Raw genomic sequence first — 26,276 nt, 5'->3', positions numbered from 1 at the left:
CGTCGGTGCACCACGCCCGGTCAGTGGCCGTAGTCGCGGAACGTCATGACGAACCCGGTGACGCCGGCCGCGACGGCGGCGAGGTACACGAGGATCTGCAGCCACGTCGGGGCATCGACCCGGTACACGGCGAGGGAGCCGAGCATCGCGGCGACGATGAGCAGAACCCCGTAGAGCGGGGTCCGCTGCGGATGCTCACCGCGTGCCACGATGCCTCACTCCCGCGGGTACTTGTAGAAGCCCTCGCCGGTCGCGACGCCGAGCTTCCCCTGATCGATGAAGCGCTCCTTGAGGATTCGCGCGAACTCCTGCTGCGCGGGATCGGGGGAGGCCGCCGAGATGTTGTACGCCGTCGTCAGGCCGACGACGTCGTAGATCTCGAACGGCCCCGCCGGTGCGCCGGTGCCGATCCGCCATGTCTTGTCGACGGTCTCGGGGTCGGCGATCCCCTGCGCGTAGAGCTGCGACGCCGCCTGCAGGAACGGGACGAGCAGCGAGTTGAGGACGTACCCCGCCTTCTCCTTGTGGATCTCGATCGGCACCATGCCGATCTCCTCCGCGAATCGCACGACGCTTCGGAACACCTCGGGATCGGTCTTCTCGGTGCCCATCACCTCGGCGGTGTTGAACTGCCACACCTTGTTCGCGAAGTGCAGCGCCAGGAACTTCGCGGGCCGCCCCGTGAACTCCACGAGCGAACTCGGCAGCAGCGTCGACGAATTCGTCGCGAACACCGTGCGCTCGGGGGCCGCCGCCGCGAGCTTCTCGTACGTCTCCTGCTTGATCTCGAGCTTCTCCGGAACGGCCTCGATCACGAGATCGGCGTCCGCGACCGCCTCGGCGAGATCCGACGAGTACGTGATCCGGCCGAGCGCCTCCTCCGCCTTGCCGTCGCCGCCGCCCGCGACGTCTTTCGCGTAGAGATCCGCGAGCTTGGTGAAACGCTGTCTCGCGGCGTCCAGCGCGGCGTCGTCGATGTCGTAGGCCACGACGTCGAATCCGCTGAAGGCCGTTTGATAAGCGATCTGTGAACCCAGCACGCCGGTGCCGAGCACTGTGATCCTGGTGAATTCGCTCATGTGCCGAACACTACGTCTCCGCGCGGCCGCCTCGTAAGGGTTCAGCCCGCCACGGTCATCGCGACGAGTGCGACGTTGAGCGCGATGACGGCGCCCGCGGCGGCCCACGCAGCCGTCGTCGTGAGCGCGGCGTTGCGGTATCCGCGCATGAGCGTCGCGCGCGAGGTGAACCGGACGAGCGGGACGAGCGCGAACGGAATGCAGAAGCTCAGCACCACCTGGCTGAGGATCAGCGCGAGCGTCGGATCGACACCCACGGCGAGGACGGCCAGCGCAGGGACCAGCGTCACGAGGCGTCGGAGTACCAGTGGAATGCGGGTCCGCAGCAGGCCGTGCATGATCTCCGCGCCCGCGGCGCTGCCCACCGCCGTCGACGCGAGGCCCGACGCCAGCAGACCGACGGCGAACACCACACCGACCGCGGGCCCCAGCGCGTTCTCGATCGCGGCGTGCGCGCCCTCGATCGAGTCGGTGCCCGGGGCACCGGGCAGGGCCGACGCCGCGAGCAGCAGCATCCCGATGTTCACCGTGCCCGCGACGGCGAGCGCCCCGACGACGTCCCAGCGCGTCGCCCGCAGCAGCCGGTCGAGCCGTGGTCCCGGCGTCTGCGGGCCGAATCGGTCGCGGGTGAGCGCCGAGTGAATGTAGATCGCGTGGGGCATCACCGTCGCGCCCAGCATGCTCGCCGCGAGCAGCACGGTGTCGGTACCGGCGAACCGGGGCACGAGCCCGCTCAGCGCGTCGCGCGGCGAGACGTCCGTGAAGAGCAGTCCCGACAGGAAGCCGACGGTGATGATCGCGAGCATCGCCACGACGACGAACTCGAACAGCCGCCCGCCCCCGCGATTCTGCAGGAGCAGCAGGCCCATCGAGATCACGCCGGTGATCACGCCGCCGACGACGAGCGGGAGCCCGAACAGCAGGTGCAATGCGATCGCGCCACCGATGACCTCGGCGACGTCCGTCGCGATCGCCATCGCCTCGGCCTGCACCCAGAACGCCCGGCGCGACCGCGGACGCAGCCGGTCGCCGAGCAACTCGGGCAGCGACCGTCCCGTGACGAGACCGAGCTTGGCCGACAGGTACTGGATGAGCACGGCCATGACGTTCGCGAGGACGAGCACCCACACCAGCAGATAGCCGTACTGGGCGCCTGCCGACAGATTCGCGGCGACGTTCCCCGGATCGACATACGCGACGGCGGCGACGAAGGCGGGCCCCAGCAACGTGACGACGCGCGGCGTCGCGGTCCGCGTCCCGGCCCGTGAGCGCGTCATGCACCGTCCCGTCGTGCGATCTCCGGCTGTTGCTCCGGACGACAACCGTAGTCCTGGAATGGCGGCCGTGGCCCGTGGACGTGACGCGCACGACGACGGCCCGGGTCGGCACCTACCCCCAGTGAGGTGCCGACCCGGGCCGTCGCGTTCGTGCTACCCGGTGATGCGAGCCGCTCGTCAGAGCAGGTGCACCGCCTTGTAGAAGCGGGTCGTCCAGCCGCCGACGAGGCCGACGCTGTCGAGGAACTGCATGAGCTTCGTGCCCGACGTGCGGACGGTGTCCTTGTAGTGCTGGTTGCCGGCGGCCTCGCGCAGCGCGCGGTCGGCGTCGAGACCGGCGTTCGCGTACACGTCCTTGTGGATCATGCTCTTCATGACGAAGTACACCGTGAACGCCGTCGAGAAGCGCTCGAACGCCATACGGGCACGCGACGCGCCGTCGAGCCGGCGGGCGACCTCCTCGCGAGCGAAGCGGATGTGACGCGCCTCTTCGAGGACGTGGATCTTGCTCACCGTGCGGGTGACGGGCTGCACGCGCTCGTCGCGCATGAAGTCGCGCTGCATCATGTCGAGGATCTCCTCGGCTGCCATGACCGACGCGTACGCGTTGCCGCCGCGGAAGAAGTTGCCCCAGACCTTGCCGAGCTGGTGGATGAAGCCCGTCGGCCCGTATCCCGGCATGTTCATGTGCTCGCCCGCACGCGCGAACATCACGGAGTGACGGCACTCGTCGCCGACCTCGGTGAGCGCGAACTGGACATGACGCGAGTGCTTGTCGCGGCTGTAGACGTCGCGCAGCAGCATCTGCATGAGCAGGATCTCGAACCACAGTCCGGTGCTCGACACGGACGCGGCCTCGTGCTTGGTCAGTGCGACGCGCTGCTCGTCGGTGAGCTCCTCCCAGTACGGCGTGCCGTAGAGGGTGCTCCACTCGGGCGTCATGCCGAACTTGTTCTGCGGGATGGGAGCTTCCCAGTCGACCTCGACCACGGGGTCGTACGACTTGCGCGCCGACGAGGCGAGCAGACGTGCGGCGGTCTCTTCCCGGTCCGACAGCTCCGGGCGGGGAGCCTGGATCGATGCGGTCATTGGACTGCAGCCTTTCGGTGTGGGCGGACCGTCGGTGGGCCGGTGGGACCTGGTGTGGTCGGTGGGCCAATGTCTGTGACGGTCGGTTACTGGTACCGAACGATACAATGACGGCGGTCACATGCGCAAGCACCGCGCCACTTCGTCAGGCCCGGCGCACCACGAACTGCTCGAGCCGTGAGATGCCCCGAACTCGGCGGGGGCGCAGGTGGCGCAGGGTGAAGCGCTCGTCGTCGGCAACGGCATCGGCGACCGCGCGATCGACGAGGATCGAACCCGGCCGCGCCGATCCGGTGAGACGCGCGGCGGTGTTGACGACGGAGCCGTACAGGTCGCCGAACCGCACCAGCGTCGGGCCCAGCGCGAGGCCGATCCGCATCGTGGGATCCGACTCCTCCACAAGCACCTGCTCGTGCAGCCGCAACGCGACCTCGACCGCCTCCGCCGGATCCTCGACCGCGAACATCACCTCGTCACCCACCGTCTTGACCACCCGACCCCGGTTGCCCGTGATCACCTCGGTCGACGCCGACTCGAACCGTTCCAGCAGTTCGCCGAGCCCGCGGGCGCCGAGCTTGCGGGTGAGCGAGGTGTATCCGACGATGTCGGCGAATCCGACCGTGAGGACGCGACTCGCACCGTCGCCCTCCGGCGTGCCGACGGTGTGACCCGTCGCCGAGGCGACGTGCCGGCGCCACACGTAGCCGTGCAGCGCCTCGACGGCGGGAAGGATCTCGGCGTTCAGTTCGGCCACCCGCGCGCGGACGCGCGCGGGATCGGTCTCACCGGAACCTGCGATCACTTCGAGGATGTGCGTGCTCACGAGCGCCACCTGCCACTCGGCGAGCCGCGACATCGCCTGTCCCACCGCGCGGGCCGCGGCGACCTCGCGATCGGCGGTGATCACCCCCGTCTCGACGAGCCGCGCGATCCCCGCCAGCGCGTCGACGTCGCTGTCGGTGAACATCACGGCGTCGGGGTCGAGGTCGAGCGCGAAGCCCATCGACACCCACAGCCGGTCGGCCCATTCGCGCGTGACGCCCGCGCGCTCGGCGACCTCGTGCTGCGTGTACCGGGGCGGGCCACCCAGCAACGACTCCTCGAGCTCGGATTGGATGTCGCGCATCAGCGCGTCGAACGCGAAGTCGGGCACGCGCGTCAATGTCGCACACCCGTGACACGCACGGGGCAGATGTGCGAGCCGGACCACTCGAGCGGGACGCCGTCGGCCGCGTGTGCCACAGTGACACTCACTCACCTGTTCGAAAGGATGTCGTCATGCCGCCCCGCACCCGGACCACAGGCCGGCCACCGACGCTGACCCGCGACGAACTCGACGCACTGTCGGCCGCACTCGCCGAGGGGCGGCGCGCGACCGTGTATCTGCGGGATGCGATCACGAGTCTCGGCATCGAGGCGGGGACGTCGGCGAAGGTCGTCTCGATCGACGGCACGTCCGTGCTCGTCCGGCCCAAGGGTGTCGACGACGAACTGCCCTTCGAGCCCGACGAACTCCACGCGCGGCGGCCGGCCGCGCCACAGCAGAACGCGCGCGCGAAGGCCGAACCGGCCGCGCACCAGGAACTCGAGCCGGCACCGAAGAAGCCCGCTTCTCCGAAACCCGCCACCCCGAAACCTGCCGCCCCGAAACCTGTCCCTGCGGCGGCAGCGAGCACCCCCGCGCCGCGTGCGGCCCGGCGCAAGGCACCGGCGAGCGTGAGCGTCACCATCCACGCCGATGCCGCGGGCGAATGGAGCGTCACCGTCGCGCAGGGAGCGAAGCGGCCGAGCAAGGCGACACCCGTGTCGCCCGACGCCGTCGAACGCGCGATCGGCGAACTCGACGTGCCGGCGGTCGCCGATGCGGTCGCCGACATCCTCGCCGCGGCACGCAACGCCGCGGCGCTGAAGGTCGACGAACTGACCGAGCAACTCGAGCAGGCGCGACGGGCGCTCGATGCTCTGGGCGGAAAGTCTCAGGCCTCGGCACAGTGATTGCGACGAAGCACCCCGCCCCGGCGCGAAGTCTGATAGGGCTTGTGTCGTAATCCACAGGGGTGAAAGGACGTCTCGATGTTGAGAAGATTCGCCGCGGTCGTCGCGGCATCGGCGGCGATCGTGTCGGGGCTGCTCACGGGCACCGCACACGCCCAGCCCGCGCCGGCCGTCCTCGGCGGTGGATCGGGCATCGTCGTCGACGACGAACTGGTCTGCTCGATCACGACGATCGGCAACGACTCCGCGGGCCGGCTCGTCGGGCTCACCGCCGGACACTGCGGCGACGTCGGATCGACCGTCGCGCCCGAGTACAAGATGGACTCGGGTGTCGTCGGGCGCTTCGTCGCCGTCGACAACACCCTCGACTACGCCGTGATCGAGTTCGACCGCGCGAAGGTCGCGCCCGTGAACCGCGTCGGCAACGTCACGATCACCCAGGTCGGCGATCCCGCTCAGTTCCCGCAGATCGGCTGCAAGGAAGGCCGGACGACGGGCAACACGTGCGGAGTCGTGTGGGGCGACGTCCTGCAGACCCAGGAGACGTGGACGCAGGCGTGCGTGATCGAGGGCGATTCGGGGGCCCCACTGGTCGTCGGGACGACGCTCGTCGCGATGGTCAACGCCTACCTGCTGGTGCCGTGCATCGGTCCCGAGGTGGGAACGAACATGAACCTCGTCATGGATGCGATCGACGCGAGCGGTGGTCCGGGATCGGGCTTCCGCCCGATCTAGTTCGGCCGACGGTCTAGTCGCACACGGCGCCCTCGGACGCCGAGCCGACGAGCTTGGTGTACTTCGCGAGCACGCCACGGGTGTAGCGAGCCGGTAGGGGCTCCCACCCGTGGCGCCGCTGCGCCAGCTCGTGATCTTCGACGAGGAGATCGAGCGTTCCGCTGCCGACGTCGAGCCGGATGCGATCGCCGTCGCGCACGAACGCGATCGGCCCGCCGTCGACCGCCTCGGGAGCGACGTGACCGACACACAGACCCGTCGTGCCGCCCGAGAAGCGGCCGTCGGTGAGCAGCAGGACGTCCTTGCCGAGCCCGGCCCCCTTGATCGCCCCGGTGATCGCGAGCATCTCGCGCATCCCCGGACCGCCCTTGGGCCCCTCGTACCGGATCACGACGACGTCGCCACCCGTGATCGTGCCGTCCTCGAGCGCGTCCATCGCGGCGCGCTCGCGATCGAAGACGCGCGCCGTCCCCTCGAACACGTCGTCGTCGAATCCCGCCGACTTCACGACGGCACCGCCCGGCGCGAGTGAGCCCTTCAGGATCGTGATGCCGCCCGTCGGGTGGATCGGCGACGTGAGCGCGCGCAGCACCTTGCCGTCGGGATCGGGCGGGGAGAGCGATTCGAGGTTCTCGGCCATCGTGCGGCCCGTGACGGTGAGGGCGTCGCCGTGCAGCAGGCCCGCGTCGAGCAGTGCCTTCATGACGACGGGGACGCCGCCGATGCGGTCGACGTCGGTCATGACGTGGGCGCCGAACGGCTTGACGTCCGCGAGGTGGGGGACGCGAGCGCCGATGCGGCGGAAGTCGTCGAGGGTGAGGTCGACGTCGGCTTCGTGCGCGATCGCGAGCAGGTGCAGGACGGCGTTGGTGGAGCCGCCGAACGCCATCACGACGGCGATCGCGTTCTCGAAGGCGTGCATCGTGAGGATGTCGCGGGCCGTGATTCCCTGCCGGAGCAGTTCGACGACGGCCTCGCCGCTGCGCCGCGCGAACCCGTCACGCCGGTAGTCGCTCGCGGGGGGTGCGGCGCTGCCGGGCAGCGACATGCCGAGCGCTTCGGCGGCACTCGCCATCGTGTTCGCCGTGTACATCCCGCCGCATGCGCCCTCGGCGGGACAGATGTTGCGTTCGATGATGTCGACGTCCTCGCGGCTCATCAGCCCGCGCGCACATGCACCGACCGCCTCGAAGGCGTCGATGATCGTGACCTGACGCTCGCTCCCGTCCGTGAGCTTCGCGGTGCCCGGCAGCGTCGAGCCCGCGTAGAGGAAGACCGACGCGAGGTCGAGCCGGGCGGCGGCCATGAGCATGCCGGGCAGCGACTTGTCGCACCCGGCGAGCAGCACCGAGCCGTCGAGCCGCTCGGCCTGCATCACCGTCTCGACGCTGTCGGCGATCACCTCGCGGGAGACGAGCGAGAAGTGCATCCCCTCGTGGCCCATCGAGATGCCGTCGGAGACCGAGATCGTCCCGAACTCGAGCGGATAGCCGGAGGCGGCGTGCACGCCGTCCTTGACCGCGCCGGCGAGCCGGTCGAGCGAGAGGTTGCACGGAGTGATCTCGTTCCACGACGACGCGACACCGATCTGCGGCTTGGCCCAGTCGTCGTCGCCCATCCCGACGGCACGCAGCATGCCGCGTGCGGCGGCGCGCTCGAGGCCGTCGGTGACGTCGCGGCTGCGTGGTTTCATGTCCGCTGTTCGCTCGCTCATGCACTAGAGCGTAGGAAGCCTGCGCGCACCCTGCTGGTCATTGGCTCGGGTCGCGGCCCGTCAGGGCGAGCAGCCGGTCCTGGACCGGGGCGTCGTCGGGGACGGGGACCGGCGGTGCGAACAGGCCGCTCGCGGCGAGTGCGTCCGCCTGATCGCGCAGGTCCTCCCACACGGCGGCGGCGAGGACGGGGTCGAGTGTGGTGTCGCCGCCGATCGCGCGGGCGAGGTCCCACGCGTGCACGGTGATGTCGCTCGTCTGCTGGCGCAGGTAGAACTCCGCGGTGACCGTGCCGAAGGACAGATGCACGGGATTCTCTGGCGGGGTCGTGGCCCATGCGTCGGTCGCGGCGCTCGCATACCGTTCCCATTCGCGGCTGAGGTCGCCGTGCAGCGGAGCGATCTCGCGGCGGGCACGGGCGACGGTCCGTCCGGCCAGCAGCGGCGGAACCCACTGCTGTTCGGTCGTGACGTGCACGGCGAGGTCGAGGACGGTCCAGTCCGTGTCGGGGGTGGGGGCGTTCCAGTCGGTGACGGCGTCCAGGCGACGGGTGAACTCGTCGCGCGCGAGAGTCTGCAGAGAGATCCAGTCGTATCCCACGGGGTCCACGGTAGGACGGCGACCGCGTTCCGAGGCGTAGATTCATCCCACGATGAAACGTGTGTGGTGGGTGTGGGGCGCGGGAATCTTCGCGTACGTGATCGCCGTGCTGCACCGCACGACGTTCGGCGTCGCGGGGATCGAGGCGTCCGAACGGTTCGCGATCGGGCCCGGCGTGCTGTCGAGCTTCGTCGTGCTGCAGGTCGTCGTGTACGCGGGAATGCAGATCCCGGCGGGTGTTCTGCTCGACCGGTTCGGGTCGCGCACGATGATCGCGATCGGCGCGCTCATGATGGCGATCGCGCAGACGGTCCTCGCCGTCACCGAGTCGTTACCGCTCGCGATCGCCGCACGCATCGTCGTCGGCGCGGGCGACGCCTTCACCTTCATCTCCGTCCTGCGGCTCGTGCCGCAGTGGTTCGCGCCGCGCCGGGTGCCGCTCGTGTCGCAGCTGACGGGCATCACCGGGCAACTGGGGCAGGTGCTGTCGGCCATCCCGTTCACCGCTCTGCTCACGAGCGCCGGGTGGCCGACGGCCTTCGGCGCCGCCGCTGCGCTCGGGGTGCTCGCGTTCGTGCTGTCGCTCGCCGTGATCCGCGATTCGCCACCCGGCAACGAGGTCGTCGCCGCCCCCGCGGGGGTGCGCGACGTCGCGAGGCAGGTCAGGGCGGTGTTCTCGAATCACGCCGCACGGCTCGGGTTCTTCACCCATATGGGGACGCAGTTCTCGATCACGGCCTTCTCGTTGCTGTGGGGCGTCCCGTATCTGACGACGGCGCAGGGGCTCACGCCGTCGCAGGCGGGCCTGATGCTGACGCTGTCGGTCGTCGTCGCGATCGCGTCCGGAGCGGTCGTCGGTGTGCTCAGCGGCCGTTATCCGATGCGGCGTTCGCTGATGGTGCTCACCGTGATGGCCGCGAGCGCCGTGATGTGGACGATCGTCCTCGCGTTGCCCGGGCCTGCGCCGGCGTGGTTGCTGGCCGCGCTGGTCGTCGTGATCTCGGTGGGCGGGCCGGGCTCGATGATCGGGTTCGACTTCGCCCGGATGCTCGTCCCGACGACGAGCATGGGAACCGCTCAGGGCCTGGTCAACAGCGGTGGATTCTTCGCGACGCTACTGGTCCTGCAGTCGATGGGCATGATCCTCGACGCGATGGGCGGTTACACGTTCGAGGCCTTCCGCGTCGCGTGGTGTGTCCAGTACGTGATCTGGGCTGTCGCGGCCGTCGGTGTGCTCGTCTTCCGCCGGCGAACTCGTCGCGAACTCGGGGTCACCGTTCGGCCACTTCGGCACGCTGTACGCGAACGTCGTCGGCGCTGACGCCAGGCAACGAAAAGGTAACGGCAGCCGAGATGTGCTGCGGAAATGTTTACGAATCCCAGGGATGAAAGTGACATCAGTTACTCAATACATCCGTATGTGACGTCATCCACGATTGCTTGAAGATTGCGGGTGATCGGCTGTTACCTGGTTGAGACCTTCCCGTGATCACCGGGTGACGCTCGAGTATCGGACCCGTTCCGAGATCGAACTTCGACGGTGCATCTGTCTCGACCGAGGCCACACGTGGTGGCCGATCTTGGAGAAACTCGTGCAACACCCTGACTACAGCGTTACCGGCCGTGACGAGGCCACCATGTCCTCCGACGCCGCGTCGCCGCTGCAGCGCACCGCCGCCGGCGCGCGCCACTGGGTGCGGCGGATGCCCACCAAGGCACGTTACCTGGGCGTGACGGCTCTTGCCGTCGCCGGACTGTCCGTGGGCAATCTCGTCGTCGGTGTCGACTCCCCGCCGGCCCACGCGGATCTGCCCTCCTACGCCAACCCGTCGCCCGAGGAGGCCGCTGCGATGCTGTCGTCGCTGGACCTCCCCGTGGACGCCGAGGGCGCCACCACGACGAGCGATGCGCCCGCAGCAGAGGGTGCGGCACCGGCCGAGCAGGTCGCTGCCGCACCGCAGGCGAGCCCTGCCCCCGAGGCCGCTGCCGTTCCGCAGCCCGCCCCGGCGCCCGCCGCCGAGCCGGCTCCGGCTCCGGCACCCGCTCCGCAGCTGCTCACCGTCGAGCAGCTCACCGCGATCGTGCCGTTCATCCCGCACGAGAACGCGGTCGCCTACATCGAGCCGCTCAACCGCGCGCTCGCGAAGGCACAGATCGACAACCCCTTCCGGATCGCGGCGTTCATCTCGCAGCTGGTCGTCGAGTCGGACTCGTTCCGTACCTTCGAGGAGTACGCCTCGGGCGCCGCGTACGAGGGACGCGCGGACCTCGGCAACACGCAGGCAGGCGACGGTCAGCGGTACAAGGGTCGCGGCGCGATCCAGGTGACGGGTCGCCACAACTACCAGCAGGTCAGCGACTACACGGGCATCGACTTCGTCGCGCATCCCGAGCTGATGGCCTCGACTGAGCACGCGTTCGAGACCGCCGCGTGGTACTGGCAGTCGCGCAACCTCAACGCGACGGCCGACGGCTCGAACATCGAGTCGGTCTCGCGCCTCGTCAACGGCGGCACGCACGGGCTCATCGAGCGCATCGCGAGCTTCCAGCGCGGACTGAGCGTCCTGCTCCCGCACTGACGACGTTCGGGTTCGCCCGAGCACCAGGGGCACATCACGGAGTGTCTCCACACGAGAAGATGTCGGAAGCGTCACGGCGCGACCGGCACCGGCCACCGCGGTCAGTAACCGCGCAGCCGGTGCAGGTCGCGCCGTTCGCGTTTGGTGGGGCGGCCGGTGCCGCGATCGCGCACCGGGACCGCGGGCCGCGACTCGCGGGGCGGCGGCGCGGGCGTGTGGTCGATGTAGCAGGTCACCGCGACGGGGGCGCCGACGCGTTTGGTGATGGTCCTCGTGACCGTGACGAGCCGCTCGGTGTCGGCCGTCCTCACCCGCACGACGTCGCCGGGCGCGACGTGCGTCGAGGGTTTCGCGGCGGTGTCGCCCACCCGGACGTGGCCCCCACGGCACGCGGCTGCTGCCGCCGAACGGGTCTTCAGCAGCCGCACGGCCCAGATCCAGCTGTCGACCCGCACCGATTCGGTGCCGGTCGGTCCTGCGGTAGCCACGGCCGCGATTCTAGGTGCCGCCGTCGCGGGCGGCCGGGGCCGGCGCGATCGCGGGGCCCGTGACGTCGCACCGCGGCGCCGTCGTCACGGCACTGGCCGGCGGCGGTGACGACGGATTGCGGATCAGCACCGCGGCCACGACGGCGCCCGTCACCAGCAGGCCGACGCAGATGAGCATCGCGATACGGAAGCCCGACGAGAACTCCTCCGGCTGGCCGACTCCGATCCCGCTCAGCCCCGCCAGCGGCGGCAGCGCGGCGACCGCGAGCAGTTGGGCGGTGCGGGCGATCGCGTTGTTCACGCCCGATGCGATACCGGACTGCACGACGGGCACCGAGCCCAGCACGGCGGCCGTGAGCGGGGCGACGAGCGCCGACAGGCCGAGACCGAACAGGACGACGCCGGGCAGGACGTCGACGACGTACGACGCGTCCGGGCCGATCCGCAGCATGAGCAGCAGACCGAGTGCCGCGATCGCGGGCCCGATCGTCATGAGCAGGTGCGGGCCGTGCTGCTGCGCCCACCGTCCGGCCCGCGCCGACAGCACGAGCATGAGCAGCGTGACCGGGATCGTCGCGGCGCCCGCGGCGATCGGCGAGTATCCCGCGACGATCTGCAGCTGCATGAGCAGCAGGAAGAAGACGCCACCCAGCGCGGCGTACACCGCGAGCGTCACGATGTTCGCCGCCGTGAACACGCGGGAGCGGAACAGCGACGGCGGGACGAGCGCGTGCGGCGAGCGGCGCTCGACGACGACGAAGAACACCATCGCGACGAGACCGGCGATCGCGGCGAGCGGTTGCAGTTCGATGAGCCCGTAGGTGAGCAGTCCGAGGCCCGCGATCGCGAGCGCCGATCCGACGTAGTCCATCTTCGCGGGGGCGTCGGGGTCGTTGCTCTCGGGGACGTGACGCAGCGCGACCCACACCACCGCGACGGCGAGCGGCAGGTTGAGCAGGAACACGGCGCGCCACCCGACGGCTTCGACGAGCCAGCCGCCGATGAGCGGGCCGATCGCGCTCGCGACACCGCCGAGTCCCGACCACAGCCCGATCGCGGCGCCTCGGTCGTTCTCGTCGATCGACGCGTTGATGATCGCGAGACTGCCGGGCGTGAGCAGCGCGGCACCGATGCCCTGCAGGATCCGCGCGACGATGAGCATCGCGATCGTCGGTGCGAGCGCGCACAGCACGGACGCGACGGCGAACCACACGGTGCCGATCACGAACATCCGCCGCCGGCCGAGCCGGTCGCCCAGCGAGCCCGCGAGCAGGATGAGCGATGCGAGCGAGAGGGTGTAGCCGCTGAGCACCCACTGCAGGCCCGACATCTGGGCGTCGAGCGACGACCCGATGTGCGGGAGTGCGACGTTGACGATCGTGCCGTCGAGCATCGCCAGCGACGAGCCCAGGACCGTCGCCGCCACGATCCATCTGCCCCGAGTGGATTTCAGTGCGATGGTGGGGGTGGTCATGCCCTCATGGTGCGCTCGGCGGTCGCGCGGGCGGGCCGGTTCCGGCGCGAGCGCGCACGGGGAACGGGGACGACGGGCCGCGGAAGGGGATGCTCGTGGGCATCGACAACGACGTGTACAACCGCAAGGGGCACACGTGGTGGGATTCCGGCAACCCGCTGAGTTTTCTGCACGGCAGCCTCGGGACCGGCCGCTTCGACTATTTCGCGTCGGTCCTCGCGCAGTGGTGGGGTGACGACGCCACGGGTCGCAGCGCCGTCGACGTCGGGTGCGGTGGGGGTTTTCTCGCGGAACGGTTCGCGGAGCTGGGGCTCGGCGTCGTGGGCGTCGATCCGTCGGAGGTGGCGCTCGCGGCGGCCCGCGATCATGCCGCGGGTGCCGGCCTCGAGATCGACTATCGCGTCGGGTCGGGGGAGGCGCTGCCGGTCGAGGACGCGAGCGCGGATCTCGTGTACTGCTGCGACGTCCTCGAACACGTCGACGACGTCGATGCCGTGCTGAGCGAGACCGCGCGGGTGCTGCGCCCGGGCGGGCTGTACGTGTTCGACACGATCAACCGCACCGCGGTGAGCTGGGTCGTCGCGATCAAGATCATGCAGGAATGGCGGCTGACCAGGATGTTCGACACCCCGATCCACGACTGGTCGATGTGCATCCGGCCCGGGGAGCTCACGACGCTCATGCATGCGCACGGCATCCGCAGCCGCGAGATCGTGGGGTTGGGGGCCGCGTTCGAAGAACCCGTTGCGCGTCGTGGACATGGCGCGGGCGGCGCGGGGCCGGTTGCCGTTCGAGGAGGTCAGCCGGCGGCTCGACTTCGGGCAGGTGAGCTCGACCGCGATCTCGTACATGGGTACGGCGTCAAGGAGTGACGCACGAAGACCCCGGCGACGCGGTGCGCCACCGGGGTCTCACGAGCGGGATCTAGCTGTAGTCGTAGAAGCCCTTGCCGGCCTTGCGGCCGAGGCGTCCCGCGTCGACCATGCGGCGCAGCAGCGCCGGCGGTGCGTAGTGCGGTTCGGCGAACTCGTCGTACAGCGACTGCGCCGCGTTGAGCGTGATGTCGAGGCCGACGGTGTCGATGAGCGTGAGCGGGCCCATCGGGTATCCGGCACCGCCCTTCATCGCGGCGTCGATGTCCTCCTTCGTCGCGTAGCCCGACTCGAGCATGCGGACGGCCGACGTGAGGTACGGGATGAGCAGGGCGTTGACGATGAAGCCCGCGCGATCGCCCGCACGGACGGCCGTCTTGCCGAGGGTGTTCTTCACGTAGTCGAACACCGCGTCGGCGGACTCGGGCTCGGTCGTGAGCGCCGAGATCACCTCGACGAGCGGCATGACGGGGACGGGGTTGAAGAAGTGGACGCCCACGACCTTGCCCGGGCGCTTCGTCGCCTGCGCCATCTTGATGACGGGGATCGACGACGTGTTGGTCGCGAGGATGCCCGACGGCTGCACGACCTCGTCGAGCCGCGCGAAGATGTCGGTCTTGATCGACTCGACCTCGGGTGCCGCCTCGACGACGAGGTCGCGGTCGGCGAAACGCTCGATGTCGAGGGTCACCTCGATCCGGGCGAGCGCCGCGTCTGCGTCCTCCTGCGAGAGCTTGCCCGCCTTGACGCCGCGGGCGATCGACTTCTCGACGCGCGCGGTCGCGGCGTCGGCGAACTCCTGCTTCGTCTCGAGGACGAGCACCTCGCTGCCGGCCTTGGCGCACACTTCGGCGATACCGGCACCCATGGTGCCGCCGCCGACGATTCCTACCCTCTGCATTTCGGTACTGGCTCCTTCGAGCAGCTTGCTGCCTACGTCTGGACTTACTTGCCGAGGAGGGCGCGCGACATGACGACGCGCTGAATCTGGTTGGTGCCCTCGTAGATCTGCGTGATCTTGGCGTCCCGCATCATGCGCTCGACGGGGAAGTCGGTGGTGTAGCCCGCGCCGCCGAACAGCTGGACGGCGTCCGTCGTGACCTCCATCGCGACGTCGGACGCGAAGCACTTCGCCGCCGACGAGATGAACCCGAGGTTCTTCTCGCCGCGCTCGGCGCGTGCCGCCGAGGTGTAGACCATGAGGCGCGCGGCCTCGACCTTCATCGCCATGTCGGCGATCATGAACTGCACGCCCTGGAACTTGCTGATCGACTGGCCGAACTGCTTGCGGTCCTTGGTGTACTCGATCGCGGCGTCGAGTGCGCCCTGGGCGAGGCCGACGGCCTGCGCGCCGATCGTCGGACGGGTGTGGTCGAGCGTCTCGAGCGCCGTCTTGAAGCCCGTGCCCTCGGCGCCGATGATGCGATCGCCGGGGATGCGGCAGTTCTCGAAGTAGAGCTCGGCGGTCGGCGAACCCTTGATGCCGAGCTTGTGCTCGAGCGGTCCGACGACGAAGCCGGGGTCGTCCTTGTGGACGATGAACGACGAGATGCCGCTGGCGCCCTTGTCGGCGTCGGTGACGGCCATGACGGTGTACCAGGTCGACTTGCCGCCGTTGGTGATCCAGCACTTGGAGCCGTTGAGGATCCAGTCGTCGCCGTCCTTCTTGGCGCGCGTGCGCATCGACGCGGCGTCGGAGCCGGCCTCGCGCTCGGACAGCGCGTAGGACGCCATCGCCTCGCCCGACGCGAGCGTCGGCAGCACCTGCTGCTTGAGCTCTTCGGAGCCGTTGAGGATCAGGCCCATCGTGCCGAGCTTGTTGACGGCGGGGATGAGCGACGACGAGCCGCACACGCGCGCGACCTCTTCGATGACGATGCACGTCGCGACGGAGTCGGCGCCCTGGCCGTCGTACTGCTCCGGGACGTGGACGGCGTTGAAGCCCGAGTTCACGAGCGCCGTGAGGGCCTCCTCGGGGAAGCGGGAGTTCTCGTCGACGTCCTTCGCGTAGGGCGCGATCTCCTTCTCGGCGAGCGCACGGATCGCGGCGCGGAGCTCGTCGTGCTCCTCGCCGAGCTTGAACAGATCGAAGTCCGGGTTACCGGCCATGGGGGATCGCACTCCTCGGTGTCGTGATCGATCGGGTTTGTCGGGATCGGTCGTCGTGGCTGCCGGTTGGCGGCGGAACGTGGCACTCGGTGCCAGGTGCTGCGGCGGGCCGATGCTCAGGGCTGGACGAATCCACACCCACTCCATCCAGTCAACCAGGGCACTCAGTGCCAGTCAAGGAGAACGAGTGGTGATGCGCCAGGTCACCGGCCCCAGCTTCCGCGCACGGCCGCGGCGACGTCGTCCGGGGCGGTGCCGGCGGGGAACCGGACCACGACGATCTCGTCGTCGTGGCCTTCGGGACGAGGTGCGACGCGGTAGGTGTGCCGCAGTTCGACGAGGGCGTCGTGCAGCGCGGGGGCGGTCGCGCTGGCATCCCCGCGAATCATCGCGCGCAGCAGATGGTTGTGGCACGCCGTGACGGCGGCCGCGAATCCGACGACGTGCAGCACCGGCTCACCCGGCAGTGCCGAGCGCAGGTAGTCGGTGAACAGCCGCTCGTAGCGGTAGCCCGTGACGAGTTCGCGCTCGCGGAGCGCGGGTGCTTTCTGGACGACGCGATAGCGCCGGAGCGACAGATCGCGGCCGTCGCGGAAGTGGGCGAAGACCATCTCGGCGGCATCGCACACCGCGGCCCAGGGATCGGCGTGCACGCTCGTGTGCAGATATGCCTCGATGTCGGCGAGCAGCGCCTCGTGATCGGCGAAGATCACATCCTCCTTCGACCGGAACTGCCGGAAGAAGGTGCGCCGCGAGACGCCGGCGGCCGCGGCGATCTGATCGACCGTGGTCGATTCGTAGCCGTGTTCGGAGAACAGTTCGATCGCCTGCCGCACGACGTGCACGCGAAAATCGGTGCTGTCCTCGGCCCGCTCGGTCACGTTCTCCAGTCAAGCACAGCGCCGTTCGGGGCCGGGCGGCTCAGGGCTCGCTCACCCACTCGACGAGCTGCCACACGATGCCGTTGGGGTCGGCGAACTGGCAGTAGCGCTCGCCCCACGGTTCGGTCTCGGGTTCGGTGACGACGCGCGCGCCGGCGGCGGCGATACGCGCGTACTCGGTGTCGAGGTCGTCGACGACGAACGCGACGAGCATGCCCGTCCCCGCCGGTCCGGCAATGGATTTCGGCTCGAAGCTCTCGAGCCCGGTGCGCAGGAACACGATGTTCGGGGCGCCGTCGGGGTGGGCGAGGGAGACGAAGCCGTCGGCGGCCATCGCCTCGGTGAAACCGAAGTGGCGCTGCGCGAAGTCGGCCGAGGCGGCGACGTCGTCGACGTTGAGCGAGAGGGCGGTGTCGAGGATCTTCAACGGGGCTCCTGGGATCGTGCGAGGCTGACTATGTACAGTGTACATAGTTCAGTGGAGGAGGAGGGGTCGTCGATGGCGCGTGATCTGGTCGATCTGCTGTGGCGGGAGCACCCGGCCGCACCGGGGCCGTCCCGCGGCCCGCGGGCGAAGGTGACGACGACGGACGTCGTCGACGCCGCGATCGCGCTCGCCGACACGGGTGGGCTCGCCGCCGTCAGCGTGCGCAGGCTCGCGGCGGACGTCGGGGTCACGACGATGTCCGTCTACACGCACGTCGGCTCGCATGCCGACCTGCTCGTGCTCATGGCCGACGCCGTGCACGGTGGGCAGGAGCGGTCGCCGTGGCCGTCGACGCGGTGGCGCGAACGCGTAGCGGCCGTCGCCGGCGACGACATGACGATGCTGCTCGCGCACCCGTGGCTGCTCGACGTCACCGATCAGCGGACGGCGCTCGGGCCGGGGACGATCGCGAAATACGACCACGATCTGCACGCGTTCGACGGCACCGGGCTGGGCGACGTCGACCGCGATGCGGCGCTCACCTTCGTCCTCGACTACGTGCGTGCGGCGGCACGCGCCCGTGTCCCCGATCCCGGAGCGCCCGACATGGCGAGCGTGTGGGCCGAGTCGAGCGAGCGGCTCGCGCACTATGTGGGCGACGAGTTCCCGCTCGCGCAGCGGGTCGGCGCCGCAGCGGGTGCGGAGATGAACGCGCCCCACGATGCCGATCGCGCATGGCATTTCGGCCTGGGGCGCGTCCTCGACGCGCTCGAGCCGTTCGTGGAGCCGCGGTAGGTCCGTTCGGCTTTTCCGGCGCCGCATCCGCGCGGAGGTGCCACTATGGGCGAGTGGACCTTCCGGTGATGCCGCCCGTCGCCCCGATGCTGGCGAAGGCCGCTGCCGCCGTGCCCGCGCAGCCGGAGCCGGGCGACGAATGGTCGTACGAGCCGAAGTGGGACGGCTTCCGCGCGATCGTGTTTCGCGACGGAGACGACGTCGTGATCGGCTCGCGCGGTGGCAAGGATCTCGCGCGCTACTTCCCCGAACTCGTCGCGGCCGTGCGCGACGAGTTGCCGGCGCGGTGCGTCGTCGACGGCGAGATCGTCGTGCCGTGGGAGGTGGACGGCCGCACCCGGCTCTCGTGGGATCGGCTGTCCGAGCGGATCCATCCCGCGGCGAGCCGCGTCGAGATGCTCGCGGAGGCGACGCCCGCACAGTTCGTCGGCTTCGATCTGCTCGCCGCGGGCGACGACGACCTGATGTCCGCACCGTTCGCGGATCGGCGAGCGCGGCTGCTGGACACGGTCGGCGACGGCCCGGTCTGCCACGTCACGACGGCGACGCGCGACGCCGCGACGGCGCAGCGGTGGTTCGCGGCGTTCGAGGGGGCGGGGCTCGACGGCGTCGTCGCGAAGAAGCTGGCGGGCACGTACGTTCCGAACAAGCGGGAGATGCTCAAGCTCAAGCACTCTCGGACGGCGGACGTCGTGCTGATGGGCTACCGCATGCACAAGAGCGGACGTGGTGTCGGGTCGCTGCTGCTCGGGCTGTACACCGACGCGGGCGAACTCGCGATGGTGGGCGGTGCGTCGGCGTTCAGCGACAAGCGGCGCCTCGAACTCGAGGAGGAGATCGCGCCGCTGCGCGAGGGCGACGGCGCGCCACGGGAGGGGCAGCCGACGCGGTGGCGTTCGGGGGCCGATCACAGCTGGATTCCGCTGCGCCCGGAGCGCGTGCTCGAGGTCGCGTACGACCAGATGGAGGGGTGGCGGTTCCGGCACGTCGCACGGTTCGTGCGCTGGCGACCCGATCGCGATCCACGCGAGTGCACGTACGAGCAACTGGAGGTCCCCGTGCGCTACGACCTCGCCGACGTTCTCGCCGGTGGTCACTGATGTCGGGAGGTCACTGATGGCGAGCCCGGCGGAGGAACTGGACGTCGACGGCACTCCGGTGCGGCTGTCGAGCCCCGACAAGGTGTACTTCCCGGCGCTCGGCGACGGCGGATCGAAACGCACCGTGGTCGAGTACTACCGCACCGTCGCGACGAACGGTGCGCTGCTGCGGGCGGTGCGGGACCGGCCGACCCACCTGCAGCGTTTCCCCGACGGCGTCGAGGGCGAGGAGGTGTACCAGAAGCGGATCCCCGCGCGGCATCCCGATCACGTCGAGACCGCCACCGTGAGGTTCCCTTCGGGCCGCACCGCCGACGTGCTGCGTCCCGTCCGCGCCGCGGATCTCGTGTGGGCCGCGAACCTGGGCACGATCACCTTCCACCCGTGGACGTGCCGATGCCCCGACGTCGACCGGCCCGACGAGTTGCGGCTCGACCTCGACCCGCAGCCGGGGACCGACTTCGCCGACGCCCGCGATCTCGCGCTGGGCGTCGTGAAGCCGCTGCTCGACGAACTCGGCATGGTCGGCTTCCCCAAGACCTCCGGCGGGCGTGGGTTGCACGTCTACCTGCGGATCGCGCCGCAGTGGGAGTTCCTCGAGGTGCGGCGCGCCGGGATCGCGCTCGCGCGGGAGATCGTGCGGCGCAGCGACGACCGCGCGACGACGGCGTGGTGGAAGGAGGAGCGCGGGCAGCGCATCTTCCTCGACTACAACCAGAACAACCGGGACAAGACGATCGCGGCGGCGTACTCGGTGCGGGCGACGCCGATCGCGACCGTCTCCACGCCGCTGACCTGGGACGAAATCGCCACCGCCGAGCCCGACGAGTTCACGATCGCGACGGTGCCCGGCCTGCTCGCCGAGCGCGGCGATCCGATGGAGGCGATGGACGAGCACGTGGCCGACATCGCACCGCTGTTCGAGATGGTGGAGCGCGACGCCGCCGACGGCCTCGGTGACCTGCCGTATCCGCCGAATCATCCCAAGATGCCGGGTGAGCCGAAGCGCGTCCAGCCGAGCCGGGACGCCGACCGGCCTCGGTGAATCCGGCCGGAGCGCTCCCGGGACCGTATTCTCGGACGCCGGAGGTGGATTTCGGATGGTCACGTGGAACAGCGGAGTGCGCGGTGGTGCTGTGGCAGCGGCCGCGGTGGCGGTCGTCGCAGGTGCCGGCAGCGCGCTGCCCGCGGCCCCGGCCCAGGCAGCGGTGCTGTGCCCCGCCGGTCCGGGAACCGACACGACGCAGCTCGCGCCCGCCGAAGCGTGCCGAGCGGGTGCCGACGCGACGAGCGTCGCGGGCGCGGTGTCCGAGCGTGCGGTGTCGGTCGCGACGGCCCGGGGTGGCGCGGTGGCCGGTGCGTTCGGTGCCGCGGGCGGCGTCGCCGGGGCCGAAGCCGCCGACGGAGCGGTGTTCTCGGTGTCGCTCGGGCCGGGTTCCGTCGCGCTCGCCTCGGCGCCGGGAGGCGTCGGCGGGATCGTGGTCGCGGGGCCGGGTGCGAGCGCTGCCCTCGGCGAGGACGGCGTCGTGTGCTCCGGTGGTGCCGCGCTCGCGGTGACGTTCGTGGCGGGCGGGTCGTGCCTGACGCTGGGCGATGCGTCGTTCGTGTGGCCCTGACGCTCGGAGAAGGCGGCCCTCGTGTAGCTCGCCGTTAGCGGTGTGGCCTACTGTGATTCGGACATCTCCGTCTCGCGTGAGCAGTAGGGGGCACGCGACCTGCCGAGTGGAGCGTGGAACACATGAAGATCCGGACCCGTGGGGGGCGTGCAGTTCGGCGTGCTCCTCGTCTCGCGGCGGTCGCCGTCGGCGCGCTCGTGTCGTTCTCCGTCGTCGCCGCGCCCGCGAACGCCGTGCCGCTGTTTCCCGGTGGCCCGGACATTCCGTTGCCGGCATTGCCTGCGCTTCCGCCGCCGCCGGAGCTGCCGCAGCTGTTGCCGCCGTTCGTCCCGCCCGAGCCCGAGATCGGGCCCGCGAACTTCGCGACGCCGTCGATCAACCCGTCCGCGGGTGAGACCGTCGGTGTCGCACAGCCCGTCGTCGTCCGGTTCGACGCGCCGGTGGCCGATCGCGCCGTCGCCGGGCGCGCGATCCGCGTGACGGCCGAGCCCGCCGTCGACGGTGAGTTCTACTGGATCAGCGACAGCCAGGTCCGCTGGAAGCCGTTCGAGTTCTGGCCGGCCCACACGTCGGTGACGGTGCGCGCGGGTGACGCGACGTCGACGTTCCGGATCGGCGAGTCGGTGATCGCGTACGCCGACGACGACACGAAGCAGATCACCGTCAGCGTCGGCGGTGAGGTCGTGAAGACGATGCCGACGTCGATGGGCAAGCCGGGCCACGAAACCCCCAACGGCACGTACATCATCGGTGAGAAGCACCGCGACATGTACATGGACTCGTCGACCTACGGTGTCCCGGTCGACTCGCCCGAGGGTTACCGCACGTACGTCGAGTACGCGACGCGGATGTCGTACAGCGGCATCTTCGTTCACGGCGCACCGTGGTCGGTCGCGCAGCAGGGCGTCACCAACGTCAGCCACGGCTGCCTCAATGTGAGCAACGAGGACGCGAAGTGGTTCTACGACACGTTCCGCAAGGGCGATGCCGTGATCGTGAGCAACACCGACGGTGGAACTCTTCCCGGCTGGGACGGCCTCGGCGACTGGAACAGGTAGGCGGCGGAGCCGCTCGTGCGTGACTGTCCGGCCCCCACACCGGTAATTCACTCACGAGCGGCTTGCCCCCTACGAGCCGTTCATCGGGAGTTGGAGAAGGCCGGACACACTCCGGCGTGTGAAAGCTGCCTCGGAACGAGTCCTCGCGGTCGGTGGCCGGCCGTGGCGTGACCGCGTTCTCTTCGCGGCGCTGCTCGCGCCGAATCTCGCCCTCCTGGCGGTCTTCACGTACCGACCGCTGATCGACAACATTCGCCTGTCGTTCTTCGACTGGAATCTCGCCGAAGCGCAGGCGCGGTTCGTCGGGCTCGCGAACTACCGCGAGTGGTTCACCCGCTCGGACACGTGGCAGATCGTCGGCAACACCGTCGCCTTCACGGTGGTCGCCGTCGTCGGCTCGATGATCGTCGGTCTCGCCCTCGCGAGGCTGCTCGATCGCCGACTGCGCGGCCGCAACCTCGTCCGCTCGGCCCTCTTCGCGCCGTTCGTGCTCTCGGGAGCGGCGGTCGGCGTCGCCTTCCAGTTCGTCTTCGACCCGAGCTTCGGTCTCGTGCAGGATCTGCTGCACCGAATCGGCCTGCCGGTGCCGAACTTCTACCAGGAACCCGCCTGGGCGATGGCGATGGTCACCGTCGCGTACCTGTGGAAGAACATCGGATACACGTTCGTCATCTATCTCGCTGCCCTGCAGGGTCTTCGGGCCGATCTCCACGAGGCGGCCGAGATCGACGGTGCGAGTGCGTGGTCGCGATTGCGCAACGTGACGCTGCCGCAACTGCGTCCGACGACGTTCTTCCTGTCGATCACGGTGATGCTCGCGTCGCTGCAGGTCTTCGACATCATCAACGTCATGACGCGGGGCGGTCCGCTCGGTACCGGGACGACGACGATGATCTTCCAGGTCTATCAGGAATCCTTCGTCAACTTCCGTGCCGGATACGGCGCGACCGTCGCTACGATCCTGTTCCTCGTGCTGCTCGCGATCACCGTCTATCAGGTGCGCATCATGGATCGAGGTGACCGGTGATGGCGACGGTCGATCTGGAACGTGACGAGGCGCCGGCGACGTCGCGGCCGGCGCTGCCCGAGGAGCCCGGTTCGGTGAACCGCCGCGAGCGTCTCGTGAGGATCGCGGCCTACGCGGCGATGCTGCTGGCACTCGTCGTGGTGGCGCTCCCGCTGTACTGGATCGTCGTCACGTCGCTCAAGGAACGCCCGGACATCTACACGCAACCGGCGATCTGGTTTCCGTCCCGGTGGCGTCCCGAGAACTACTCCGATGCAACGACACTGGTGCCGTACTGGACGTTCTTCCGGAACTCGGTGGTCATCACGTCGGTGCTGGCCGTCGTGAAGTTCACGCTTGGGGTGCTCAGTGCGTACGGCTTGGTCTTCCTCCGTTTTCCGGGGAAGAACCTGCTGTTCCTCCTGGTGATCAGCGCGCTCATGGTGCCGAACCAGGTCACGGTCATCTCGAACTACGCACTCGTCGCGGGATGGGGCTGGCGCGGGACGTTTCTCGGCATCATCGTGCCGCTCGCCGGAGTCGCCTTCGGGACGTTCCTCATGCGCAATCACTTCCTGTCGCTTCCGGCCGAGATCATCGAAGCGGCCCGGATGGACGGCGCAGGACATGCACGGCTGCTGTTCCGGGTCGTTCTGCCGCTGTCTATTCCGACGATGGTGGCGTTCGCGATCATCACGATCGTCAACGAGTGGAACGAGTACCTGTGGCCGTTCCTCATGGCGGACGACGCGAGCGTCGCGCCGCTGCCGGTGGGACTCACCCGGCTGCAGAACAACGAAGGACTCACCGACTGGGGGCCGGTCATGGCGGGCACCGTCCTGACCATGGTGCCGATCCTCGTCGTCTTCCTCCTGCTCCAACGTCACATGATCAAGGGCCTCACGACCGGTGCGGTCAAGGGATAACGAGAAGAAGCGAGAGAACTCATGGCAACGCTGAGCAGGCGCGGGTTCCTGGGTCTGGCGGGGATGACGGCCGCGAGCGCGGCGCTCGCCGCATGCGCCGGTACCGGTAGCAGTGCACCGTCCGGGTCGGGCGGCGACGCGTCGACGATCACGTGGTGGTCGAACCACCCCGGCAAGTCGATCGACGCGGAGAAGGAACTCATCGCGCGGTTCCAGGCCGCGCATCCGGGGTTGACGGTGAACCTCGTCGACGGCGGCAAGAACTACGAGGAGGTGGCGCAGAAGTTCAACGCGGCACTCTCGGGCGGCGATCTTCCGGACGTCGTCGTGCTCTCGGACGTGTGGTGGTTCAACTACGCACTCACCGGGGCGATCACACCGCTCGACGATCTCTTCGGTGAGGTCGGCGTCGACTCGTCGGACTACGTCGACTCGCTGCTCGCGGACTACCTGTTCGACGGCAGGCACTACGCGCTGCCGTACGCGCGCTCGACGCCGCTGTTCTACTACAACCGCGAGGTCTGGCAGCAGGCGTCGCTGCCCGACCGCGGGCCGAAGACGTGGCAGGAGTTCGACGAGTGGGCACCCGAGATCGCGCGGGTCGTCGGCGACGGCAAGCTCGCGCACGGATGGGGCAATGCCGCCGATTATCTGAGCTGGACGTTCGAGGGGCCGGTCTGGACGTTCGGCGGGGCGTACTCCGACGAGTGGCGGATCACGCTCACCGACGACGCGACGCTCGCCGCCGGCAACTACCTGCGCGAGATGATCCACACCACGAAGCACGCGGCGATCTCCAACGACATCGCGAACGAGTTCGCCGCCGGGATCCTCGGGTCGACGATCGCGTCGACGGGCGACCTGTCGGGCATCACGGCGAACGCGGCCTTCGACTTCGGTACCGCCTTCCTGCCCGCGTCGCCGTCGGGTGCTCCCGGATGCCCCACGGGCGGTGCGGGACTCGCGATTCCGTCGAACATCTCCGACGAACGCAAGCGCAACGCACTGACGTTCGTCGACTTCGTCACCAACGGCGAGAACACGGCCTACTTCTCGCAGAACATCGGCTACATGCCCGTCCGCAAGTCGGCCACCGAGGATCCGTCGATGAAGGCATTCCTCGACGGGAACCCCAACGCGCGCACCGCCGTCGACCAGCTCGCGCACACGCGCTCGCAGGACTACGTCCGGGTGTTCGTCCCCGGCGGCGACCAGATCCTGGGAACCGGTCTCGAGGAGATCGCACTGCGCGACACCGACGTTCGTACTGCTCTCTCCGGCGCGGGTGACCGGCTGCAGCAGATCATCGATCAGCAGATCGCGCCGAGGCTGCCGAGGTGACGGCGCGCGCGGTGCAGTTCGCGGGTGCCACGCACCGGTACGAGGGAAGCGACGCCGTGTCCGTCGATGCGCTCGATCTGGAGATCGGGGAGGGCGAGTTCCTCGTCCTCGTCGGTCCGTCCGGATCGGGCAAGTCGACGAGTCTGCGGATGCTCGCGGGGCTCGAACGCGTCGAATCGGGACGCATCCGTATCGGCGATCGCGACGTCACGAACGTGCCGGCGCGTGACCGCGACGTCGCGATGGTCTTCCAGAACTACGCGCTGTACCCGAACATGACCGTCGCGGAGAACATGTCGTTCGCGCTGAAGAACGCGAAGGTGCCGAAGGCCGAACGGGATGCGCGGGTGCTCGAGGCCGCGCGCATGCTCGAACTCGACGGCCTGCTGGGGCGCAAGCCCGCACGGCTCAGCGGTGGTCAGCGGCAGCGTGTCGCGATGGGACGCGCGATCGTGCGGCGTCCCAGCGTGTTCTGCATGGACGAGCCGCTCAGCAATCTCGATGCCAAACTGCGCATCGGGACGAGGGCGCAGATCGCCGAACTGCAGCGGCGGCTCGGCGTCACGACGGTGTACGTCACGCACGACCAGGTCGAGGCGATGACGATGGGCGATCGCGTCGCCGTCCTGAAGGACGGTGTGCTGCATCAGGTGGCGACGCCGCGCGAGTTGTACGACCGTCCGGTCGATACTTTCGTCGCGGGATTCGTCGGTGCCCCCGGCATGAACCTGATCGAGTGTGCCGTCGTCGGCGGTGTCGCGCGGGTCGGGACGCTGGGCATTCCGGTGCCGCGCAGCATCGACGGCGCCGGTGAGGTCGTGGTCGGCGTGCGTCCCGAGGACTGGATTCTCGTCGGTGCGGGCGCGGAGGACGCGCTCGCGGCCGTGGTGGAGTTGGTCGAGGAACTCGGGGCGGAGTCGTTCGTGCACGTCCGTGGCCCGAACGGCCGGATCGCGGTGCGCGTCGACCGCGCGCGCCACGTCACGGCCGGGGAGACGGTTCACCTGCGCACCGCACCCGAGCGCGTGTCCTGGTTCTCCGCCGAGACGGGCCTGCGGCTCGTGAGTGAGTTTTCGGTGTAGAGGGTGGAAAGTCACTCACGAGCGCGCAGCGCCTA

27 protein-coding genes are annotated in these 26,276 nt (G+C 69.5%); 14 read left to right on the top strand and 13 right to left on the bottom strand.

The window, feature by feature from the left end; translation table 11 throughout:
* Window positions 1–20 precede the first annotated feature (20 nt).
* From RR1_RS07770 to RR1_RS07750, 5 genes are all read right to left on the bottom strand, one after another.
* A complete protein-coding gene (locus tag RR1_RS07770) occupies window positions 21–209 on the bottom strand; it encodes a hypothetical protein (RefSeq protein ID WP_010839391.1) in 189 nt (62 codons plus the stop codon).
* A 6-nt stretch (window positions 210–215) separates the two neighbouring features.
* Entirely contained in the window at window positions 216–1,079 is an 864-nt protein-coding gene (locus RR1_RS07765; protein WP_010839392.1) for a 3-hydroxyacyl-CoA dehydrogenase, read from the bottom strand.
* 41 nt (window positions 1,080–1,120) lie between these two features.
* Window positions 1,121–2,356, bottom strand: coding sequence for an Nramp family divalent metal transporter (locus tag RR1_RS07760; RefSeq protein ID WP_010839393.1), 1,236 nt, complete (start codon window positions 2,354–2,356; stop codon window positions 1,121–1,123).
* A gap of 177 nt (window positions 2,357–2,533) precedes the next feature.
* Window positions 2,534–3,445: an AurF N-oxygenase family protein gene (locus tag RR1_RS07755; RefSeq protein ID WP_010839394.1), complete on the bottom strand. Its 912-nt coding sequence runs from the start codon at window positions 3,443–3,445 to the stop codon at window positions 2,534–2,536.
* A 145-nt stretch (window positions 3,446–3,590) separates the two neighbouring features.
* Window positions 3,591–4,571 (bottom strand): adenylate/guanylate cyclase domain-containing protein, encoded by a 981-nt coding sequence (locus RR1_RS07750; protein ID WP_051111265.1) that lies wholly within the window; start codon window positions 4,569–4,571, stop codon window positions 3,591–3,593.
* A gap of 152 nt (window positions 4,572–4,723) precedes the next feature.
* Between RR1_RS07750 and RR1_RS07745 the strand changes: the two genes are divergently transcribed.
* Together RR1_RS07745 and RR1_RS07740 are read left to right on the top strand one after the other, a co-directional pair.
* Window positions 4,724–5,440 (top strand): translation initiation factor, encoded by a 717-nt coding sequence (locus RR1_RS07745; protein ID WP_040774489.1) that lies wholly within the window; start codon window positions 4,724–4,726, stop codon window positions 5,438–5,440.
* Window positions 5,441–5,518: 78 nt separating this feature from the next.
* Window positions 5,519–6,175, top strand: a complete 657-nt coding sequence (locus RR1_RS07740) for a S1 family peptidase (protein ID WP_010839397.1) — start codon at window positions 5,519–5,521, stop codon at window positions 6,173–6,175.
* Window positions 6,176–6,188: 13 nt separating this feature from the next.
* Here the strand turns inward: RR1_RS07740 and ilvD are convergent, their stop codons facing one another.
* Both ilvD and RR1_RS07730 read right to left on the bottom strand, forming a co-directional pair.
* Complete coding sequence (gene ilvD / locus RR1_RS07735) at window positions 6,189–7,889, bottom strand: dihydroxy-acid dehydratase (RefSeq protein WP_010839398.1); 1,701 nt, start codon at window positions 7,887–7,889, stop codon at window positions 6,189–6,191.
* 37 nt (window positions 7,890–7,926) lie between these two features.
* The gene (locus RR1_RS07730; protein WP_010839399.1) at window positions 7,927–8,487 is read right to left on the bottom strand and encodes a TIGR03086 family metal-binding protein; all 561 of its coding nucleotides are present in this window, start codon (window positions 8,485–8,487) and stop codon (window positions 7,927–7,929) included.
* Window positions 8,488–8,539: 52 nt separating this feature from the next.
* Here RR1_RS07730 and RR1_RS07725 point away from each other — a divergent pair, with 52 nt between their 5' ends.
* A complete protein-coding gene (locus tag RR1_RS07725) occupies window positions 8,540–9,808 on the top strand; it encodes an MFS transporter (protein WP_010839400.1) in 1,269 nt (422 codons plus the stop codon).
* Between the two features lie 316 nt (window positions 9,809–10,124).
* Window positions 10,125–11,066 carry a glycoside hydrolase family 19 protein gene (locus RR1_RS07720; protein ID WP_010839402.1) on the top strand — a complete coding sequence of 314 codons (942 nt, stop codon included), beginning with the start codon at window positions 10,125–10,127 and terminating at the stop codon, window positions 11,064–11,066.
* A gap of 101 nt (window positions 11,067–11,167) precedes the next feature.
* Here RR1_RS07720 and RR1_RS07715 read toward each other — a convergent pair whose 3' ends face one another.
* Entirely contained in the window at window positions 11,168–11,554 is a 387-nt protein-coding gene (locus tag RR1_RS07715; protein WP_010839403.1) for an RNA-binding S4 domain-containing protein, read from the bottom strand.
* Between the two features lie 10 nt (window positions 11,555–11,564).
* Window positions 11,565–13,028, bottom strand: coding sequence for an MFS transporter (locus tag RR1_RS07710; protein ID WP_010839404.1), 1,464 nt, complete (start codon window positions 13,026–13,028; stop codon window positions 11,565–11,567).
* A gap of 89 nt (window positions 13,029–13,117) precedes the next feature.
* Here RR1_RS07710 and ubiG point away from each other — a divergent pair, with 89 nt between their 5' ends.
* The gene (gene ubiG, locus RR1_RS07705; protein ID WP_010839405.1) at window positions 13,118–13,900 is read left to right on the top strand and encodes a bifunctional 2-polyprenyl-6-hydroxyphenol methylase/3-demethylubiquinol 3-O-methyltransferase UbiG; all 783 of its coding nucleotides are present in this window, start codon (window positions 13,118–13,120) and stop codon (window positions 13,898–13,900) included.
* 52 nt (window positions 13,901–13,952) lie between these two features.
* Here ubiG and RR1_RS07700 read toward each other — a convergent pair whose 3' ends face one another.
* The 4 genes from RR1_RS07700 to RR1_RS07685 all read right to left on the bottom strand — a co-directional run bounded on the left by RR1_RS07700 (window position 13,953) and on the right by RR1_RS07685 (window position 17,317).
* Entirely contained in the window at window positions 13,953–14,801 is an 849-nt protein-coding gene (locus RR1_RS07700; protein ID WP_010839406.1) for a 3-hydroxybutyryl-CoA dehydrogenase, read from the bottom strand.
* A 44-nt stretch (window positions 14,802–14,845) separates the two neighbouring features.
* Entirely contained in the window at window positions 14,846–16,009 is a 1,164-nt protein-coding gene (locus RR1_RS07695; RefSeq protein ID WP_040774501.1) for an acyl-CoA dehydrogenase, read from the bottom strand.
* 203 nt (window positions 16,010–16,212) lie between these two features.
* Window positions 16,213–16,890 (bottom strand): TetR family transcriptional regulator, encoded by a 678-nt coding sequence (locus tag RR1_RS07690; protein WP_010839408.1) that lies wholly within the window; start codon window positions 16,888–16,890, stop codon window positions 16,213–16,215.
* A 40-nt stretch (window positions 16,891–16,930) separates the two neighbouring features.
* Window positions 16,931–17,317 carry a VOC family protein gene (locus RR1_RS07685; protein WP_010839409.1) on the bottom strand — a complete coding sequence of 129 codons (387 nt, stop codon included), beginning with the start codon at window positions 17,315–17,317 and terminating at the stop codon, window positions 16,931–16,933.
* Between the two features lie 72 nt (window positions 17,318–17,389).
* Here RR1_RS07685 and RR1_RS07680 point away from each other — a divergent pair, with 72 nt between their 5' ends.
* The 9 genes from RR1_RS07680 (at window position 17,390) to RR1_RS07640 (ending at window position 26,241) form a co-directional block, all read left to right on the top strand.
* A complete protein-coding gene (locus RR1_RS07680) occupies window positions 17,390–18,112 on the top strand; it encodes a TetR/AcrR family transcriptional regulator (protein WP_040774516.1) in 723 nt (240 codons plus the stop codon).
* A gap of 53 nt (window positions 18,113–18,165) precedes the next feature.
* Window positions 18,166–19,212 (top strand): ATP-dependent DNA ligase, encoded by a 1,047-nt coding sequence (locus RR1_RS07675; RefSeq protein ID WP_010839411.1) that lies wholly within the window; start codon window positions 18,166–18,168, stop codon window positions 19,210–19,212.
* Between the two features lie 16 nt (window positions 19,213–19,228).
* Complete coding sequence (locus RR1_RS07670; RefSeq protein WP_010839412.1) at window positions 19,229–20,257, top strand: DNA polymerase domain-containing protein; 1,029 nt, start codon at window positions 19,229–19,231, stop codon at window positions 20,255–20,257.
* Window positions 20,258–20,312: 55 nt separating this feature from the next.
* The gene (locus RR1_RS07665; protein ID WP_010839413.1) at window positions 20,313–20,828 is read left to right on the top strand and encodes a DUF6764 family protein; all 516 of its coding nucleotides are present in this window, start codon (window positions 20,313–20,315) and stop codon (window positions 20,826–20,828) included.
* A gap of 122 nt (window positions 20,829–20,950) precedes the next feature.
* The gene (locus RR1_RS07660) at window positions 20,951–21,886 is read left to right on the top strand and encodes a L,D-transpeptidase (protein ID WP_040774502.1); all 936 of its coding nucleotides are present in this window, start codon (window positions 20,951–20,953) and stop codon (window positions 21,884–21,886) included.
* Window positions 21,887–22,004: 118 nt separating this feature from the next.
* Window positions 22,005–22,913: a carbohydrate ABC transporter permease gene (locus RR1_RS07655; RefSeq protein WP_010839415.1), complete on the top strand. Its 909-nt coding sequence runs from the start codon at window positions 22,005–22,007 to the stop codon at window positions 22,911–22,913.
* Window positions 22,913–23,818, top strand: coding sequence for a carbohydrate ABC transporter permease (locus RR1_RS07650; protein ID WP_083581013.1), 906 nt, complete (start codon window positions 22,913–22,915; stop codon window positions 23,816–23,818). Before RR1_RS07655 ends, RR1_RS07650 begins: the two co-directional genes overlap by 1 nt.
* Window positions 23,819–23,839: 21 nt before the next feature.
* Window positions 23,840–25,159: an ABC transporter substrate-binding protein gene (locus RR1_RS07645; RefSeq protein WP_010838357.1), complete on the top strand. Its 1,320-nt coding sequence runs from the start codon at window positions 23,840–23,842 to the stop codon at window positions 25,157–25,159.
* Window positions 25,156–26,241: an ABC transporter ATP-binding protein gene (locus RR1_RS07640; protein ID WP_051111168.1), complete on the top strand. Its 1,086-nt coding sequence runs from the start codon at window positions 25,156–25,158 to the stop codon at window positions 26,239–26,241. The genes RR1_RS07645 and RR1_RS07640 overlap by 4 nt, the downstream gene beginning before the upstream one ends.
* The last annotated feature ends 35 nt before the right edge of the window (window positions 26,242–26,276 follow it).

This window comes from Rhodococcus rhodnii NBRC 100604 (genome assembly GCF_001894925.1).
Classification (GTDB): domain Bacteria; phylum Actinomycetota; class Actinomycetes; order Mycobacteriales; family Mycobacteriaceae; genus Rhodococcus_F; species Rhodococcus_F rhodnii.
Note: the sequence above shows the minus strand (reverse complement) of the source record. Positions and strands in the feature narration are given on the sequence as shown.

What these genes read in the sequence shown, in the direction of transcription:
- RR1_RS07750 (WP_051111265.1), bottom strand. Translation starts at nt 4,571, where the DNA reads ATGCGCGACATCCAATCCGAGCTCGAGGAGTCGTTGCTGGGTGGCCCG.
- RR1_RS07670 (WP_010839412.1), top strand. Translation starts at nt 19,229, where the DNA reads ATGGCGAGCCCGGCGGAGGAACTGGACGTCGACGGCACTCCGGTGCGG.
- RR1_RS07740 (WP_010839397.1), top strand. Translation starts at nt 5,519, where the DNA reads ATGTTGAGAAGATTCGCCGCGGTCGTCGCGGCATCGGCGGCGATCGTG.
- RR1_RS07720 (WP_010839402.1), top strand. Translation starts at nt 10,125, where the DNA reads ATGTCCTCCGACGCCGCGTCGCCGCTGCAGCGCACCGCCGCCGGCGCG.
- RR1_RS07650 (WP_083581013.1), top strand. Translation starts at nt 22,913, where the DNA reads ATGGCGACGGTCGATCTGGAACGTGACGAGGCGCCGGCGACGTCGCGG.
- RR1_RS07695 (WP_040774501.1), bottom strand. Translation starts at nt 16,009, where the DNA reads ATGGCCGGTAACCCGGACTTCGATCTGTTCAAGCTCGGCGAGGAGCAC.
- RR1_RS07765 (WP_010839392.1), bottom strand. Translation starts at nt 1,079, where the DNA reads ATGAGCGAATTCACCAGGATCACAGTGCTCGGCACCGGCGTGCTGGGT.
- RR1_RS07725 (WP_010839400.1), top strand. Translation starts at nt 8,540, where the DNA reads ATGAAACGTGTGTGGTGGGTGTGGGGCGCGGGAATCTTCGCGTACGTG.
- RR1_RS07745 (WP_040774489.1), top strand. Translation starts at nt 4,724, where the DNA reads ATGCCGCCCCGCACCCGGACCACAGGCCGGCCACCGACGCTGACCCGC.
- RR1_RS07660 (WP_040774502.1), top strand. Translation starts at nt 20,951, where the DNA reads ATGAAGATCCGGACCCGTGGGGGGCGTGCAGTTCGGCGTGCTCCTCGT.
- RR1_RS07665 (WP_010839413.1), top strand. Translation starts at nt 20,313, where the DNA reads ATGGTCACGTGGAACAGCGGAGTGCGCGGTGGTGCTGTGGCAGCGGCC.
- RR1_RS07700 (WP_010839406.1), bottom strand. Translation starts at nt 14,801, where the DNA reads ATGCAGAGGGTAGGAATCGTCGGCGGCGGCACCATGGGTGCCGGTATC.
- RR1_RS07680 (WP_040774516.1), top strand. Translation starts at nt 17,390, where the DNA reads ATGGCGCGTGATCTGGTCGATCTGCTGTGGCGGGAGCACCCGGCCGCA.
- ilvD (WP_010839398.1), bottom strand. Translation starts at nt 7,889, where the DNA reads ATGAGCGAGCGAACAGCGGACATGAAACCACGCAGCCGCGACGTCACC.
- ubiG (WP_010839405.1), top strand. Translation starts at nt 13,118, where the DNA reads ATGCTCGTGGGCATCGACAACGACGTGTACAACCGCAAGGGGCACACG.
- RR1_RS07760 (WP_010839393.1), bottom strand. Translation starts at nt 2,356, where the DNA reads ATGACGCGCTCACGGGCCGGGACGCGGACCGCGACGCCGCGCGTCGTC.
- RR1_RS07755 (WP_010839394.1), bottom strand. Translation starts at nt 3,445, where the DNA reads ATGACCGCATCGATCCAGGCTCCCCGCCCGGAGCTGTCGGACCGGGAA.
- RR1_RS07645 (WP_010838357.1), top strand. Translation starts at nt 23,840, where the DNA reads ATGGCAACGCTGAGCAGGCGCGGGTTCCTGGGTCTGGCGGGGATGACG.
- RR1_RS07710 (WP_010839404.1), bottom strand. Translation starts at nt 13,028, where the DNA reads ATGACCACCCCCACCATCGCACTGAAATCCACTCGGGGCAGATGGATC.